The sequence below is a fragment of the Bifidobacterium asteroides genome (assembly GCF_003202755.1).
Classification (GTDB): Bacteria; Actinomycetota; Actinomycetes; order Actinomycetales; family Bifidobacteriaceae; genus Bombiscardovia; species Bombiscardovia asteroides_F.
Map to the genome: position 1 here is coordinate 226,529 of NZ_QGLK01000001.1, position 15,999 is coordinate 242,527.

Genomic DNA, 15,999 nt, shown 5'->3' on the forward strand with positions numbered 1-15,999 from the left:
AACATACGGCACCCGGAAGTAGATGAGTGAAGGCATTGGCCGATGGAGGGCTCTATGGCGGATGAGCGGCATGAGTTGGCGGCTCAGGATGATGGCAGGGGCGCTGACGAACCACCCCGGTTATCCGGCGAAAAAGCGGCGAAGCCGACGACGGCCTCTCGTAAGGGTCGGTTGGCCAAAGAATCGATACTTCCCCCGGAGAGCTTTACCAAGGCCCCAAAGATCTCGGCCAAATCCCGCACGCGCGAGGAGGAGAACGAGCTCAAGCGGGTCCGGCGCGAGGCCCAGCGGGCGGCCCAGCGTCGCCGCACCCCGCCAAAGGGTCCTCTGGGCCGCTGGTGGCGACGGGTACAAGCCTCGCCAGACAGGATCAGTCTGGGCATGTGCATCGTGGCCCTGGGCGTGGTCTACGGCGACATCGGCACCTCGCCCTTGTACACCATGCAGGCCTTCGTGGCCGGGCAAGGCGGTATGGCCCGTGTGGACAGGGCGGCTGTGCTGGGCATGCTCTCCCTGGTCTTCTGGTCCATCACGCTGATTACCACGGTCAAATACGTCCTGGTGGCCATGCGCATCGACAACAAGGGCGAGGGTGGCATCTTCGCCCTGTACACTCTGGTCCGGCACTACGGCAAATGGCTGGCCATCCCTGCCATGGTCGGCGGCGCAGCTTTCCTGGCTGACTCGGTGCTGACCCCGGCGGTCTCCATATCCTCGGCAGTCGAAGGCCTCAAGACCATCCCCGTCCTGACTCCGATTTTCCGTGAAAACGGAAACCTGACCATGGTCATCACCTTCGTGATCATCCTGATCCTGTTTGCGGTCCAGTCGCGTGGAACCGAGCGGATCGGCAAGGTCTTCGGCAGCGTGGTCATGGTCTGGTTCGCCTTCCTGGCCCTGATCGGCATCTACTGCATCGGCAACGACTGGTCCATCTTCGAGGCCCTGAATCCGGTCTACGGGATCCGCTTCCTCTTTAGCCCGCAGAATCCGGTGGGTCTGACCATCATGGGCACGGTCTTCCTGTCGACCACGGGAGCCGAGGCTCTTTATTCTGATATGGGCCACGTGGGTCGCGGCAACATCTATGCCACCTGGCCCTTCATCAACGTCGCTCTGGTCTTCAATTACTTCGGCCAGGGGGCCTGGATCCTGCGCAACAGCGACAATAAGGCCCTGCAAGGTGTGGACGGGCTCAACCCCTTCTTCCAGATGATGCCCACCACCGTGCGTTACGTGGCGGTCCTCCTGTCCGTGACGGCCGGCGTCATCGCCTCGCAGGCCCTCATCACGGGCGCCTTCACTATGGTCTCGGAGGCCACCGGTCTCAACTGGATGCCCCACCTGCAGGTGCGCTACCCGGCGCGTACCCGCGGCCAGCTTTACATCCCCACTATCAACTGGGTCCTGTGCGCGGCCACCCTGACTGTGCTGGCCATCTTCAAGGATTCCGAGCACATCTCGGCCGCCTACGGATTGGCTCTGACGGTGACCATGATCACCACAACCGTCCTGCTGGCCGACTACATCTGGCACGACGGCAAGAGGGCGCTCTCCCTACTCTTCGCCCTGGTCTTCCTGGCCATCCAGATCCTCTTCTTCATGGCCTCCATGGCCAAGTTCATGCACGGTGGCTGGTTCACCATGCTGCTGACCGCGGCCATCCTCTACATCATGTACACCTGGGACGTGGGCACCAAGGTGGAGCGCTCGCAGCGGCGGCATATGACGGCCAAGGAGTGCCTGCCCGCCCTGGAGATGCTCCACAACGACTTCCGCGTCCCCTACTATGCAGACAACCTGGTCTATCTGACCTCGGACGCGGAGATGCGGCGGCTGGACACCGACATCTTCTTCTCCATCTTCGCCAACCGACCCAAGCGGGCCCGGGCCTGGTGGGCGGTCTCGGTCCAGACCACGGACGCCCCCTACACCCGCAAGTACTCAGTGGAGAACTTCGGCACCAATTACCTCTTCCGCGTGCGCATGAGGCTGGGCTTCAAGGTGGACCAGAATGTGGCCACCTACCTGCACCAGATCATGCACGAGCTGATCGACAGCGGCGAACTGCCCAAGCAGCCCTCCATCTACCCCAAGGTGGACGAGGATCCGCAGATCGGCACAGTCACCTACGTACTGGTCCACAAGGCCCTGATGCCTGAGTCCAAGATAGATTCCCGGGGTGCCTTCTCGCTGAAGGTCAAGTACGCCATCCGTAAGGTGGCGGGCTCGCCGATCAAGTGGTTCGGCCTGGCTCCCTACAACCCCATCGTGGAAGTGCAGCCCCTGTTCGTCTCCACCCGGGCGGTTCCCAAGCTGACGCGCGTGGTCCTGCCCTCCCGCAAGATCAAGGGCGGCAAGCGCCACAAGGGCTGAGTGAGTGGAATCTCACCCTATGGAGCTTGGCCCAAATCGGGTCCGGGCCATAGAATTGACGGCATGGAACCTGGTGCCCGGCCTTTCCGGGCTACCGTCGAAAGGTGATGTGATGACACAAGCTGAAGCCAATATCGGAGTCGTGGGTCTGGCCGCCATGGGTGCCAGCCTGTCCAGGAACCTGGCACGGCACGGCAATACCGTAGCGGTCTACAACCGCCACTATTCGCGTACCGAGACCCTGATCCGCGATCATGGCCAGGAAGGCCGCTTCGTCCCGGCCAAGACCCTGCAGGAGTTCGTGGCCTCGCTGACCAAGCCCCGTACGGCCATCATCATGGTCAAGGCCGGGGACCCCACCGACCAGATGATCAATGACCTGGCCGACCTGATGGAGCCGGGAGACATCATCGTCGATGCCGGCAATGCCTACTTCAAAGACACCATCCGCCGGGAGAAGGCCATCCGGGCCCGTGGGCTGCACTTCGTAGGCTGCGGCGTCTCCGGCGGCGAGCAGGGCGCCCTCTTGGGGCCCTCCATGATGCCTGGCGGGACCGATGAGTCCTGGAAGACCCTGGGACCCATTCTGGAGTCCATTGCCGCCAAGGTCGATGGCGAACCCTGCGTCACCCACATCGGCACTGACGGCGCGGGCCACTTCGTCAAGATGGTCCACAATGGCATCGAATACGCCGATATGCAGGTGATCGCCGAGTCCTATGACCTGATGCGTCGCGGTCTGGGCATGGAACCCGAGGCTATCGCCCAGGTCTTCGAGGAGTGGAACCAGGGGGATCTTAACTCCTACCTGGTGCAGATCACTGCCGAGGTGCTCCATCACACCGACGCCACGACTGGCAAGCCCTTCATCGACATCGTCACCGACCAGGCCGGCATGAAGGGTACCGGCACCTGGACCGTGCAGACCGCGCTGGATCTTGCCGTGCCCGTGACCGGCATCGGCGAGGCGGTCTTCGCTCGCGGACTTTCTTCTTCGCCCGAGCTGCGCAGCCAGGCTGCCCAGGAGGGCCTGAAGGGTCCGCAGCCCAAGGCTGTCATGGCTGATCTGGCCGCCGACCCCGAGGCCCGCAAGTCCTTCATCGAGGACATTCGCCAGGCCCTCTATGCTTCCAAGATCGTGGCCTACGCCCAGGGATTCAACGAGATGCAGGAGGGAGCCCGTGTCTATGGCTGGAAGCTGGACATGGGTGCCATCGCCCGCATCTGGCGCGGCGGTTGCATCATCCGGGCCAAGTTCCTGAACCGGATCTCCGATGCTTACGCCTCTGGCCGTGAGCCGGGCTCCCTGCTCTTCGATCCCTTCTTCAAGCAAGCGGTCGAGCAGGCCCAGGACTCCTGGCGGCGTGTCGTGGCCCGCGCCACCCAGGCCGGTATCCCCATCCCCGTCTTCGCCAGCTCTCTGTCCTACTACGACGGACTGCGTTCCGATAGGCTCCCCGCCGCACTGATCCAGGGCCAGCGTGACCTCTTCGGCGCCCACACCTATGGGCGCGTAGATCAGCCAGGCGCTTTCCACACCCTCTGGGCCGAGGACAAGTCCGAGATCAAGCAGGACTGAGCTTCTCGCCGGAACCGCAAGGGTCCGCACAGTCGCTAGGACGGCAGCGCGGACCCTTTAGTCTTCCTGTCAGCGGATCTTGGCTGTGGATTCCCGGACCACCAGCCGGCATGCGGCAGTCGTCCGAGTGGGAGGACGATCATCGTCCTCGCCCTGCAGACGGGCCAGGAGGGCATCCACCGCCTTGCGGGCCAGGTCCTCCTTGTCGGTGCTGATGGTGGTCAGCGAAGGGATATAGGACTCTCCCTCCTGGATGCCGTCGAATCCCACAACGGCTAAGTCCCGGGGAACCTCCACGCCGCATTCGTGCAGTCCTCGGATCAGGCCCAGGGCCAGGGAGTCGGTCATGCAGAAGATGCCGTCGAAGGGCAGGCCGGACGTGTCCGCCAGATGATGGCCCAGGTCGCGGGCCATTTCCCCGTCCCAGCGGTCCAAGGGCAGGAAGTCTTTAGGCCGGGCCGCGATTCCGGCGGCTGTCAGGGCCTTGAGGCAGCCGGCCACCCTGCGGCCGCGGACCGAGTGCCGTTGGACCGGATCGGTGCTGGCCGTCATGTCGGCACCCACCACGCCTATTCGTCGGCATCCGCAATCCAGCAGATGCTGCACAGCCATGGCAGCTCCCTCGAATCCGGCCGTCATGACCGAGTCGAAGACCGGCTCGGCTGAGGGGTCGTCCAGCAGGACCAAAGGCTTGCCGTCGGCCAGCTCCTCCATCTCCTCATTGGTGATGCTGCCTGGACTGAAGATGGTGCCGTCGCAGAGCTGGCTGGTCACATGCCGGAGGATGGAGACCTCGTCCTGTTTGGAGTTGGAGGTCTGCTGGATGATGGCCTGCATGCCGTGGGCGTTGATCTGCCGGGAGATGGCCGCGCTCATCTGCGCGGGGTAGGGTTTGTCCAGCTCGAAGATGGCCACGCCGATGATGCCGCTCTTGCCTGAGCGCAGGCTTCTGGCCGACAGGTTGGCCGAGTAGCGGAGCTTACGTGCGGCAAGCAGGACCCTGCGCCTGGTGTCATCCGCTATGCGTGTATCGCCTCGAAGGGCATAGGAGGCAGTGGCCCGAGAGACCTGCGCCTCCTTGGCCACGTCGCTCATCGTCACCATCTCGCACCTTTCCCGGGGTTCAGCCATTATCTTAGGCATGTGGGTGGCCTTATCAATATATAATTGACACGATTCAATCGACGTGCTATACCATATCTTGACAGTAGTTGAATCGTGTCAATTCCCGGGTCTCGACGTTGAACAGCCCGGACGGATGTTCAGAGGATTGATTGCAAGGAGGAGTCATGAAGCTGAAGCGAGCATGGAAGGGCATAGCTGCGGCGCTGGGGGTCGGCATGTTGGTGTCGGCCATGGGTGCCTGCGGGGCTGGTGGCGCTGACGGGTCCAAGACCACGCTGACCTTCCTGTCATGGAACAACGAACAGGTGATGAGGCCGTACATCGACCAATTCGAGCAACAGAACCCAGGGATCAAGGTGGACTTCAGCTACTCGCCGCCGACCCCCGAGTACATCCAGACCCTGCAGACCCGGCTGGTCGGCAATCAGGCCCCAGATGTGTTCATCATCACCTCCGAGAACAAGGCTGACCTGATTAAGAACGGCTACGTGCGCGACCTGACCAACGAGCCATTCATGCGCAACATCTCTCAGGCCAACAAGGACTTCGTCAGCCATCAGGGCAAGGTCTACGGCATGTCCGTGTCCTCCTGGGCCTCCGGCATTGTCTACAACAAGGACCTACTGGCCAAGGCGGGCGCCAAGGAGGTTCCGGAGACCTGGGACGGGTTCCTGCAGCTGTGCAAGAGGCTCAAGGCCGCCGGGGTCACGCCCTTCCTGGAGACCATCGCCGATGGCCCCAGCAGGATTCCCGATGCCTTCATGGGCTCGCAGTTCGACAGAGACAAGGTCGATGTGACCGGTCTGATCGACCGCCGCCCCCAAAAGCCGGGCAGTGACCAACGCGAGGCGGCTGCGGCCTGGATGAAGCTCTATGACCAGGGCCTGGTCACCCGGGACACGGTCGGCATCAGCGGCGACGACATGAAGACCCAGTTCATCAATGGCCAGGTGGCCATGATCTGCACCGGCCCCTGGGACCTGCCATCCATCGGCCAGGCCGGGCTCAAGTATGGCATGGCCCCCATGCCGCTCATGGAGAAGGGCATGGTCAACTACGCCCAGGGATCGCCATCGCCCGCCTACGCCATCTACTCCCATCTCAAGGGCGACAAGCTCAAGGCCGCCCGGAAGTTCCTGACCTTCATGGACAGCCACTGGGCCCTGCAGCGTTCGGCCGACAACGGGGATGCCATCACCGTCCAGGGGTTCAAGGCCAAGGTCAAGCCCGAGTACGAGCAGGTCTATCGGGCCAACGTGCAGCCAGGCCACTACTTCCTGCTCATGAACTTCTATGCCAAGCCTGATGTGCTGACCACCGTCCGCCAGTCCGAGACCCAGCAGCTGGTCCAGGGGTCCATCAATCTGGATCAGTGGGCCAAGGCCATCGACGACAAGATGGCCTCGGTCAAGTAGGAAGGGCTGGAATATGGCTTCCCAATCTGCGGCAGAGCGTGCCAACGCCCATCGAAGGCGCATGGTCGGCCTGCGGCAGGATCTGACCTCCTTCTGGTTCCTCCTGCCTATCCTGGCCGTCTTCGTCATCCTCTTCGCGGTGCCACTGGTGCAGACCATCATCTACTCGGTGACCGACTTCAACGGCTACAGCCTGAACATGCATTATGTGGGCTGGAAGAACTACCACAGCGTGTTCACTGATTCCTCGACCATGCAGGGCCTGGTGTTCACCATCCTGTACGCCGTGGCCCAAACGGTTCTGGTGACCATTTTCGCCATCCCCCTGGCAGTCACCCTGAACCGGAAGTTCTGGGGCCGCAACTTCGCCCGCTCCCTGTTCTTCTTCTTCAGCGTACCTTCGCTAGCCATCATGGGCATGGTCTGGAAGTACATCTTCTCGCCCATGAAGTCAGGCGTCTTCAACACCATCCTGGGCGTCTTCGGCCTGGGACCTGTGCCTTGGCTGTCCAACTCGACCCTGGCCCGGTGCTGTGTCATCTTCATCGCAGTCTGGGCGCAGATCGGCTGGCACGCCACCCTCTACCTGGCCTTCCTGCAGTCCATTCCCGGAGACCTCTATGAGCAGGCCACGGTGGACGGGGCCACCAGCCGCCAGCAGTTCGTCCACATCACCCTGCCCCAGCTGATTCCAGGCATCGTCACCTCCAGCTTCCTGCTCATGTCAGGAGGCCTAAAGGTCTACGACCTGCCCTACACCATGACCAAGGGCGGCCCAGGATACTCCACCTATACGGTGACCCAGTCCATCATTCAGCAGGGCATCGGCCAGTCCCAGTATGGGCTGGGCTCGGCCCTGGCGGTCCTGTTCACCGTGGCCACGGCTCTGGTGGTCTTCGCTCAGATGGGCGCCGCCAGCCTGATTTCCAGGAGGTTCCAATGAGCAGCAGCAAGAGCTCGACCTTGACCCTGAGTCAGCGGGAACGGCGGCGTTCGGTGGTCAGAAGCGTGGTGGTGCTGATCATCGCCCTGATCTGCGCTGTGCCCCTCTGGTATATCCTGATCAACACCTTCAAGACCGTCCCGGACATGGCCACCAATCCGCTGGGCCTGCCCAAGCAGTGGACGCTGCGCAACTACACCCGGGCCTTCGCTACGGTGCCCATCGTCCGCAGCCTGGTCAACACCCTGATCGTCACCTTCTTCGGCGTCCTCTTCCAGGTGTTGATCGGAGCCTTGGCTGCTTACGGAATGATCCTGCGCAAATCGATCTTCACCTCGGTGATCGGGGTGATCCTCATGATCGCCTTCGTGATTCCCACCCAGTCCACCCTGATTCCCCTCTACCGGTTGGAGTCCAGCGTGGGGCTTGTCAACACGCTTCTGGGCCTGATCATCATGTATCTGGGCGGGGCGGTCTTCTGCTACTTCCTGATCGTGGGCTACATGCAGTCCCTACCCTTCGAGGTCATCGAGGCCGCCAGGATTGACGGTGCCGGCCCCCTAAGGATCTTCTGGAGCATCGTGCTGCCCCTGATCAGGCCCATCCTGACCACGGTGGTGGTCTTCCAGACCATGTCGACCTGGAACGACTTCATGACGGCCAACGTCTTCATCAGCAGCTCCAACCTGCGCACGATCGTTCTGCAGGTTTACAACGCAGTCGGCCAGTTCACCACCGATTGGCCCAGCTTCATGACCATTACGGTCCTGGCCCTGATTCCGGTATTCGTCTTCTTCATCTTCTGTCAGAAGTGGATCGTCTCCGGACTGGTTGCAGGAGCGGTCAAGGGGTAAGGCGGCCAGTTGGAAGGTCGTAGTCAATGGCGGCGGTCGGAGGTTCCGGCCGCCGCACTCATGAAGGATCGGAGTCACAGTCCATGGAGGAATTTGCAAGCGCACATCAAGGGTCGACGGGAATGGGATTGGCCAGCAGCCCCTTGCATCGCTACTGCGCGGACCCGGATCTGGTCATGATCGGGGACTGCTGGTACCTGTATTGCACCGAGGACGGGCTACCTGATTGGTCCTCGCACGCTTTCTACGTCTATGAATCTAGGGACCTGTGCCACTGGACCCGCAGAAAAATCCTGGACCTGGACCAGGTCCCCTGGTGGCATGGGGGACAGGGTGCCTGGGCTCCCTGCCTGCTGGTGCGCCGGGGACGCTGCATCCTGTATTTTGTGGCCGACGGACAAATCGGCCAAGCTGTCGCTCCCGGTCCAACCGGCCCCTTCCGGGCGGCCCAGGAGCCATTCATCGCCCGAGGGGACTATGACTGCCTGCCCATCGATCCCTCGGTCTTTGTGAATGACGACGATGTGCCCTATCTGCTCTGGGGCAATGGCCGTGCCTACATAGGGCGGCTGAGCCCGGACGGCCTGCGTCTGGAAGAGGGTTCGGTGTGCTCCGCTGTGCCCGACAACTTCCGCGAAGCCATCACTGTTTGCCGACGGGGAGACATCTACTATGCCTCCTGGTCGGAGAACGACACCAGGGACCCGAGCTACCGGATCCGCTGGTCCAGCGCGCCATCGCTGGACGGGCCCTGGACCGCGCCCCAGATCCTGATCAAGGCTGATTACGCCAAAGGGATCCTGGCCACGGGGCACCACTGCATCACACGTGTGCCGGGCCGGGACGACTGGATCGTGGCCTATCACAGGTTCGCCAGGGACGGCCGGGGCGACGGCTGCCATCGCGAAATCGTCTTCGCTCCCTTGGAGTTCGCTGATGACAGCGCCATGGTCCAGGTCCGTCCGCAGGTGGGATCCTACTGGTACCCGGCCCGGGACCCGGTTACTCCCTGACGATGGGGTGGCCGCCGAAGGCGCTGCGCAGGGCGGAGACCACCTTCATGGTCATGGGGTCCTCGATCTTGGAGGACTGGCGGGCGTAGAGGGCCGAGGTGATGGCCGGTGTGGGCACCCCCAGCTCCAGGGCGTCTGCGATCATCCACTTGGTCTCGCCGGTCTCATCAGCCTTGCCTGCGATTCCGCTCAGGTGCGGATCTTCCTTCAGGGCTTGGGCCAGTAGGTCCAGCAGCCAGGATTGGATGACCGAACCCTTGCGCCAGGACTCCACCACTTCGCCCGGCTCCTTGATCAGGTCGGAGGCCTCCAGAACTGCGTACCCCTCGGCCAGGGCCTGCATCATCCCGTACTCGATGCCATTGTGGACCATCTTGGCATAGTGGCCCGCGCCCGTTCCCCCGGCATGGACCAGACCAAAGTCGCCCTCAGGCTTCAGGGTGTCCAGAATGGGCTGGATTCGGGCCACATCCTGGTCCGATCCGCCGACCATCAGGGCATAGCCTTTCTCCTTGCCCCAGATGCCGTTGGAGGTGCCCACATCCACCAGGCCTATGCCCCTGGCAGCCAGGGCTTGAGCGTGCTCTTGGTCCTGGGTGAAGCGGGTGTTGCCCCCGTCCACAACCAGGTCGCCGCGCTCCATCAGCTCGCCCAGCTGATCGAGTGTGGACTCGATGGGCTTGCCGGCCGGGACCATGACCCAAATCACTCGTGGTGCCTCGAGGGCCTGGACCAGGGCTTGCAGGCTGTCCACATCCCTGCCCGAGTCCGGCGCGATGTCGTAGCCGACTACTTGGTGGCCACCGGTGCGCAGGCGGTCCGCCATGTTCTTGCCCATGCGTCCCAGGCCAATCATGCCGATCTTCATAATGTCAGTTCCTCTCCCTTAACTGCAACAGTGTGAAGCTGACCGCGATGGTTGGTTATCGGCCGCGGTCGAGCCGATTTGTCGATGCTATTGGCGGGATGCCTGCCGGGCGCGCTCGGCCTGAACCTGGGCGGTGTGTGCCTTGACGTCGCACTGCAGGCCCAGGGTGTCGATGACCTCTTCTGCCTCGATTTCAGGAGACATGTGCATACCCACGTCGATGGTCAGATGGACCTCGTCCGGCCCTAGGGGCTCCAAGGTGTCGAACTGGGAGCGCAGCATCTGTGGCTTCATGAAGTGGCCCTTCCGCTTGGAGAGCCGTTCCATGATGGAGTCGTAGTCCCCGCTGAGATGGATGAAGACCACCCCAGGCATTCGAAGCCGGTCACGATAGACCCGCTTCAGGGCGGAGCAGGTGACGGTTCCTGGCACTCCTCGCCGCATGTGGTCCTCGATCCAATCATGGATGCTGTCCAGCCAAGGCCATCGGTCCTGGTCGTTCAGGGGAATGCCGCGGGCCATCTTGTCGATGTTGGCCTGAGGGTGGAAGTCGTCGGCCTCGGCCATGTCCCAACCCAGCTTGTTGCCGAGGTGTTCGTTCATGGTTGTCTTGCCGCAGCCGGAGACTCCCATGATGACCAGGATGGGTGTGCGGCCGTGGAAATAGTCCGGTGGAACCGTGTTGTCCACTGCCGTGGGAACCCTGGGCTCCGGGTGACTTTCTGCACTCAGCGCGTCTGAATTTTTCAATGATGTGTCGACCATGTGTAACCTTTCTGAAAAGTAATCTGACAATGACGTTCAGGCGGTGATGGGTTCAAAGAGGCTGACGATCATGACCGGAACCATTACCGACAGCAGGCATTTCAGAACCGATCAGGTCTTCATGGTCTCTCCAACACTCAGGCCGAAGTGCTTCTTGATCAGCAGGAAGCCCGCGTCGTTGAGATGAGAGAGGAAGATTGAGCCGACGATGATGACAATGACCAAAAGTGTGGTGGCCATGGAACCTGCATGCATCATGGTCATGGCATTATTAAGGATGCCGACCACCAAGGCGGCATCCAGCAGGGAGACAAAGGGATGAAGTTTGACGACAGTGACCAGGAAGATGAGCGCCGCCAGGCTGATCACCAGACTGATGTCCAACTGGGTGGTGTTCAGGGATACAGCCTGACTCGTCGCCAGGGTTAGGTACCCGTCTGCTGGCTTCTGCGACGCTAAAAGCATGGCTGTCTCTTCTCTGAGGGTGTGAACCGTTCGGCCCAACAGCTTCTCGGCTCATATTTTTGCATTACGTAATATCAGCAATACGATATTAAGTATGCCTTAACGAAACATATCTTACACGACCTTAGGACGGATTGGAAGCCTGGATGCTAAGAGCAGGATCGAGCCTCGATTTTGCTTGTAAATCCCCTTGGTCTGCTTGCGAATGAACCGGTTGCTAGAGTGGACTTTGTGGAAAGCGCAAGGATACCTGATGACGAAAAGGCTGCAGAAGGAACCCTGCATGACCGGCTGCTGGACCAGTGGGGCGCGGCCATCGTAGGCGGTGCCATCGCTCCGGGCGACCGACTGCCAATCCCTGACCTGGATAGCCAGAGGCCTTCGCGCACGGTCACCCGCGAGGTCACCAGGGTTCTTGAGGCCATGGGTCTGGTCACTGTAAAACGCAAGGTCGGTGCCACGGTCAACCCATACCAGCTTTGGAACATCTTTGATCCCCAGGTGATCGAGTGGAGACTGCGCGGACCTGACCGGGGACGGACCCTGCATGAGCTGTCTGAGCTCAGGGCATGCGTGGAGCCCATGGCTGCCCAGCTGGCGGCCGGCCACGCTGATCAGGATCAGTGGGCGAAGCTGACGAGGGCCGCTATTGATATGGTGGCCAACGCTGACCGGGCCGACGGGCCGGACTATCTTCGGGCTGACGAAACCTTCCATCGAACCCTGCTTGAGGCATCGGGCAACACCATGTTCGCGGCGCTGGGCGATGTGATTGCCTCAGTGCTGTCTGGGCGGACCCGGCATGAGCTTATGCCCAGGAAGGCCGATGAGAAGGCTCTGCGGCTACATGGCGACGTAGCTGCCCTGATACGTCGGGGCGATGCAGATGGAGCACGGCACGCCATGGATTGGATCGTCGACGAATCCGATCGGGCTGTCGAGCAAATGACCAGAAAGGACTCTGAAAACTCCAACTCCGCTCCTGCTGCGGATAAGGAATCTTCGGAGTCCTGAGATATGTAGAGGCTCTTGGTACAGAAAGCTCAGTTCAGTTTCGAGGCAGCGTCTGAATCCAAGAGCCATAGGGTCTCCAGGGTGCCCCTGGCATAAGAGGAGGGGACATGGGGATCGTCTGTGGTTCCCAGGGCAGCAGCCACGGCCGAGGCCTTTTCGGCAGTGGAGGTGAAGAGCCATACCTTGGGGGTTCTGTGGATGAATGGCGTGGTCATGGTGACCCTGAGCGGGGGCAGCTTGGGGGAGTTGCTGACACCCGTCACCAGCAGATCGTCGCCCTGCAGCCTGACCTCAGGGCGGTCGGGGAAGAGGGAGGCATAGTGGCCGTCGGGGCCCACGCCAAAGACGGCCAGATCCATCCGGCCCTCGGGGCCCAGCTGGTCGATGATCTCCTGCTGATACATGGCTGCCGCCTGGGCCAGGACCCGTTCGTTCTCCTCCTGATCGGCGGCTTCTACCTGAGCTGGGCTGCGGGTGTCCACGGGCATGGAATGCACGTTGGCCTGCGGCAGCAGCCCTTGGTCGATCAGCGAGCCATACCAGGCCCGCCGTGCCTGTTCGTCGTTGCGGTCCGGATCTTCCAGGCCCACGAACCGCTCATCGCTCCACCAGAGATGGACTCGGCTCCAGTCCACACTTTGGCTCAAGGGATCAGCGCCCATCAGGGCATAGACATCCGCCGCGTCCCGTCCGCCGGTCAGCGCCAGATCAGCCCGGTCCTGACGGGCCAGGAGGTCTCCCAGCTCCAGCAGAATGCGGGCTGCAGTGGCCTGATTGAGCAGCTTGGTTGTGGCATAGGTCACGGTACGACGATCGGTCATCTGATCCTCCTTGCATGCAGGTGATGCTGGCCTCAGCCTACACCCGGGCGTTTGCATATGAATTGAGTTGCTGCCTGGGTCTACTGGTGGTCAACCATTTTCCAGCCGGTGTGGATGACCTCCTGATAGACCTCGTCGGGATCCAACCGACCCAGTTCCTCGCTCATGCAGTCCACAGCAGTGCGCAGGGGCATGGAGATGGTCTGTGGGGCTTGGCCAGGCTGGTTGATTCGGGCCTGGTCATCATGGTGGCGCTCCATGCTCATGATCCCGTCAGGGCGTTCGAAGTAGACACCGGTGACGGCCTGGGCTTGAGGGTCACGCTCAACGGTGACCGGCACCTTAAGTTTCAGTGCCAGCCAGGAGGCCAAGAGTTCCAACGGTAGGTAGTGGGCCTGGCCGGTCACCCTGACCGAACGGATGGGCAGGTGGGGTGGCTGCTGCACCATTGAGGTCAGCTGTGCCCGCCAGATGGTGATCCTGGTCCAGGACAGGTCCACGTCCTGAGCGCGTGAATGGGCTAGCAACTGGGCGAAGGCAGCCTGGCGATCGTCGGCCTCCATAGCATCAGTGATTCTGCTTGCGGCCATGGTCCCGATAGAATCCTGCGAGGGATCCAGTGGCGGATTTGTAGGCCACCAAACCACCAGAGGGGCATCCGGCACCAGGAGTGGGATGACCAGAGCATCTGAATGGTTCAGCAGAGCCCCCACTGGTCGCAGGACCACTACCTCGCCGGCACCGGCATCCGAGCCGAAGCGGATCTCGGCATCCAGTGTGCGGTCGCCGTCATGGTCGGTGTTCTTGTAGGAGACGCAGTCTTCAGAGGACTGTGCTGCAGCGAACTTCTGATCCGCTTCCTGCTCGGCCTGATGGTCTTCGGCGTCGGTCACCATGGCGATAACTCGGCAGGGGTGTTCACGGCTTGCGGCGTTTACGGTTTCCAGGGCCGTCTCCAGATGGGCCTGCTCGGTGACGATGACCAGGGTCAGCACCCGTCCCTGGGCCGCCTCTCCCCGCTCCACGTGGAGCTCGTCAATCTCCCGGGCGATGGCGGAGGTGGTGGTGTTGTTCAGTCTGACGATCATGGCATCCTCCAGTGGTATCCGTCGCGGGCCAGCATCAGATCTGCCTCCCGCGGACCCCATGTGCCGGCGCGGTAGGGCTGGGGTTGGCCCTGTCCGGCCCAGAACTCCTCAATGGGGTCCAGGATCTTCCAGGAGAGATTGACCTCCTCGGTGGTGGGGAAGAGGGGCGGGTCTCCCAGGAGCACGTCCAGGATCAGCCGCTCGTAGGCCTCCGGGGAGGCCTCGGTGAAGGAACGCCCGTAGGAGAAGTCCATGTTGACGTCACGCACCTCCATGGCCGATCCAGGGGTCTTGGCCCCGAAACGCAGGGTCACACCCTCGTCGGGCTGCACGCGGATGACCACTGCATTGGCGCCCAGTTCCCGGGTGGCCGTGGCTTCGAAGGGCAGGTGGGGGGCACGCTTGAAGACGATGGCGATTTCGCTGACCCGCTTGCCCAGGCGCTTGCCCGTGCGCAGGTAGAAGGGGACGCCGGCCCAGCGGCGGGGGTCCACGTCCAACCTGATGGCCGCGTAAGTTTCGGTGGTGGAGGAGGGATCGATCCCGTCCTCGTCCAGGTAGCCGACCACGTGCTGGGAGCCCTGCCAGCCGGCTGTGTACTGGCCTCGGGCGGTGTGGGCCGCCAAGTCCTTGGGAAGGCGGACAGCTGAGAGGATCTTGGTCTTTTCGGCCGTCAGATCTGATGCAGAGAAGGAGACCGGCTCCTCCATGGCCGTCAGGGCCATCAGCTGCAGGAGGTGGTTCTGAATGACATCCCGGGCTGCTCCGATTCCGTCGTAGTAGCCGGCCCTGCCGCCGATGCCCATGTCCTCGGCCATGGTGATCTGCACATGGGAAACGTAGTTGGAGTTCCAGACCGGCTCGAACATCATGTTGGCAAAGCGCAAGGCCAGGATGTTCTGCACGGTCTCCTTGCCCAGATAGTGGTCGATGCGGAAGACCGAATCCGGCTCGAAGACCTCGGAGACCACTCGGTCCAGCTCCTTGGCCGAGGCCAGGTCGTGACCGAAGGGCTTCTCGATGATGACGCGGCGCCAGGCCCCTTGGGTGGAGTGGGAGAGCCCCGACTCGGCCAACTGACGGGCCACCTGGGGGAAGGCCTTGGGCGGCACCGACATGTAGAAGGCATGGTTGCCACGGGTGCCACGGACCCGGTCCAGCTCAGAGACGGTGGCCGACAGGTGGCGGAAGGCCTCGGCATCATCGAAGCTGCCCTTGACGAAGCGCATGCCCTGGCTCAGATGTCGCCAGGTGGATTCGTTGAAGGGGGTGCGGCAGTGGGCGCGGACGTTCTCTTCCGCAAAGGCGACGAATTGCTGGTCGCTCCAGTCGCGCCGTCCGAAACCGATCAGCCCGAAGCTGGCTGGCAACAGTCCCCGGTTGGCCAGGTCATAGACGGCCGGCAAGAGCTTTTTCTTGGCCAGATCGCCGGTGACGCCGAAAATGACCAATGAGCTGGGTCCTGCGATGCGCGGCATGCGCAGATCGCGCGGGTCCAGCAGGGGGTTGTGCCAGGGCGCCTGTCGGCCGCCGTCCTCGTCGGGGGGAGCGGGCTGGTCGGCGGAGCGCACAAGTGGTGAAGTGTCCATAGTGCTCCTCGTGAAATACTGTGGCTCCCAGTGTACTGTCGGCAGCAGAAGGGCAGGGCTGATTATCCGCTGAAGCGTGCATAA

14 protein-coding genes are annotated in these 15,999 nt (G+C 62.2%); 7 read left to right on the plus strand and 7 right to left on the minus strand.

The features are described 5' to 3' along the window. Positions 1-54 precede the first annotated feature (54 nt). Together DKK74_RS00825 and gndA are read left to right on the plus strand one after the other, a co-directional pair. On the plus strand, positions 55-2,376 hold the full coding sequence (locus tag DKK74_RS00825) for a KUP/HAK/KT family potassium transporter (protein ID WP_110412791.1): 2,322 nt from the start codon (positions 55-57) through the stop codon (positions 2,374-2,376). A gap of 112 nt (positions 2,377-2,488) precedes the next feature. Next, entirely contained in the window at positions 2,489-3,955 is a 1,467-nt protein-coding gene (gene gndA / locus DKK74_RS00830) for an NADP-dependent phosphogluconate dehydrogenase (RefSeq protein WP_110412351.1), read from the plus strand. Positions 3,956-4,024: 69 nt separating this feature from the next. Here the strand turns inward: gndA and DKK74_RS00835 are convergent, their stop codons facing one another. Continuing rightward, the gene (locus tag DKK74_RS00835) at positions 4,025-5,059 is read right to left on the minus strand and encodes a LacI family DNA-binding transcriptional regulator (protein ID WP_181414845.1); all 1,035 of its coding nucleotides are present in this window, start codon (positions 5,057-5,059) and stop codon (positions 4,025-4,027) included. Positions 5,060-5,244: 185 nt separating this feature from the next. Here DKK74_RS00835 and DKK74_RS00840 point away from each other — a divergent pair, with 185 nt between their 5' ends. The 4 genes from DKK74_RS00840 (at position 5,245) to DKK74_RS00855 (ending at position 9,305) form a co-directional block, all read left to right on the plus strand. Continuing rightward, positions 5,245-6,495, plus strand: coding sequence for an ABC transporter substrate-binding protein (locus DKK74_RS00840; protein WP_110412353.1), 1,251 nt, complete (start codon positions 5,245-5,247; stop codon positions 6,493-6,495). Between the two features lie 13 nt (positions 6,496-6,508). Continuing rightward, positions 6,509-7,438, plus strand: coding sequence for a carbohydrate ABC transporter permease (locus DKK74_RS00845; protein WP_181414846.1), 930 nt, complete (start codon positions 6,509-6,511; stop codon positions 7,436-7,438). Next, a complete protein-coding gene (locus tag DKK74_RS00850) occupies positions 7,435-8,292 on the plus strand; it encodes a carbohydrate ABC transporter permease (RefSeq protein WP_110412354.1) in 858 nt (285 codons plus the stop codon). The genes DKK74_RS00845 and DKK74_RS00850 overlap by 4 nt, the downstream gene beginning before the upstream one ends. A 122-nt stretch (positions 8,293-8,414) precedes the next feature. After that, positions 8,415-9,305, plus strand: a complete 891-nt coding sequence (locus DKK74_RS00855; protein WP_258334395.1) for a family 43 glycosylhydrolase — start codon at positions 8,415-8,417, stop codon at positions 9,303-9,305. Here DKK74_RS00855 and gnd read toward each other — a convergent pair. The 3 genes from gnd to DKK74_RS00870 form a co-directional block, all read right to left on the minus strand. Further along, the gene (gene gnd / locus DKK74_RS00860) at positions 9,295-10,173 is read right to left on the minus strand and encodes a phosphogluconate dehydrogenase (NAD(+)-dependent, decarboxylating) (RefSeq protein WP_110412355.1); all 879 of its coding nucleotides are present in this window, start codon (positions 10,171-10,173) and stop codon (positions 9,295-9,297) included. The two genes, DKK74_RS00855 and gnd, sit on opposite strands and share 11 nt — an antisense overlap. Before the next feature lie 87 nt (positions 10,174-10,260). After that, positions 10,261-10,938 carry a gluconokinase gene (locus DKK74_RS00865; protein WP_110412356.1) on the minus strand — a complete coding sequence of 226 codons (678 nt, stop codon included), beginning with the start codon at positions 10,936-10,938 and terminating at the stop codon, positions 10,261-10,263. Positions 10,939-11,049: 111 nt separating this feature from the next. Next, complete coding sequence (locus tag DKK74_RS00870; protein ID WP_110412357.1) at positions 11,050-11,403, minus strand: GntT/GntP/DsdX family permease; 354 nt, start codon at positions 11,401-11,403, stop codon at positions 11,050-11,052. 231 nt (positions 11,404-11,634) lie between these two features. Between DKK74_RS00870 and DKK74_RS00875 the strand changes: the two genes are divergently transcribed. Further along, on the plus strand, positions 11,635-12,417 hold the full coding sequence (locus DKK74_RS00875; protein WP_219997332.1) for a FadR/GntR family transcriptional regulator: 783 nt from the start codon (positions 11,635-11,637) through the stop codon (positions 12,415-12,417). 29 nt (positions 12,418-12,446) lie between these two features. Here DKK74_RS00875 and pgl read toward each other — a convergent pair whose 3' ends face one another. The 3 genes from pgl to zwf all read right to left on the minus strand — a co-directional run bounded on the left by pgl (position 12,447) and on the right by zwf (position 15,804). Continuing rightward, the gene (pgl, locus tag DKK74_RS00880; RefSeq protein WP_110412358.1) at positions 12,447-13,238 is read right to left on the minus strand and encodes a 6-phosphogluconolactonase; all 792 of its coding nucleotides are present in this window, start codon (positions 13,236-13,238) and stop codon (positions 12,447-12,449) included. An 80-nt stretch (positions 13,239-13,318) separates the two neighbouring features. Next, a complete protein-coding gene (locus tag DKK74_RS00885; RefSeq protein ID WP_110412359.1) occupies positions 13,319-14,326 on the minus strand; it encodes a glucose-6-phosphate dehydrogenase assembly protein OpcA in 1,008 nt (335 codons plus the stop codon). After that, positions 14,323-15,804 carry a glucose-6-phosphate dehydrogenase gene (gene zwf, locus DKK74_RS00890; RefSeq protein WP_258334434.1) on the minus strand — a complete coding sequence of 494 codons (1,482 nt, stop codon included), beginning with the start codon at positions 15,802-15,804 and terminating at the stop codon, positions 14,323-14,325. Before zwf ends, DKK74_RS00885 begins: the two co-directional genes overlap by 4 nt. Positions 15,805-15,999 lie beyond the last annotated feature (195 nt).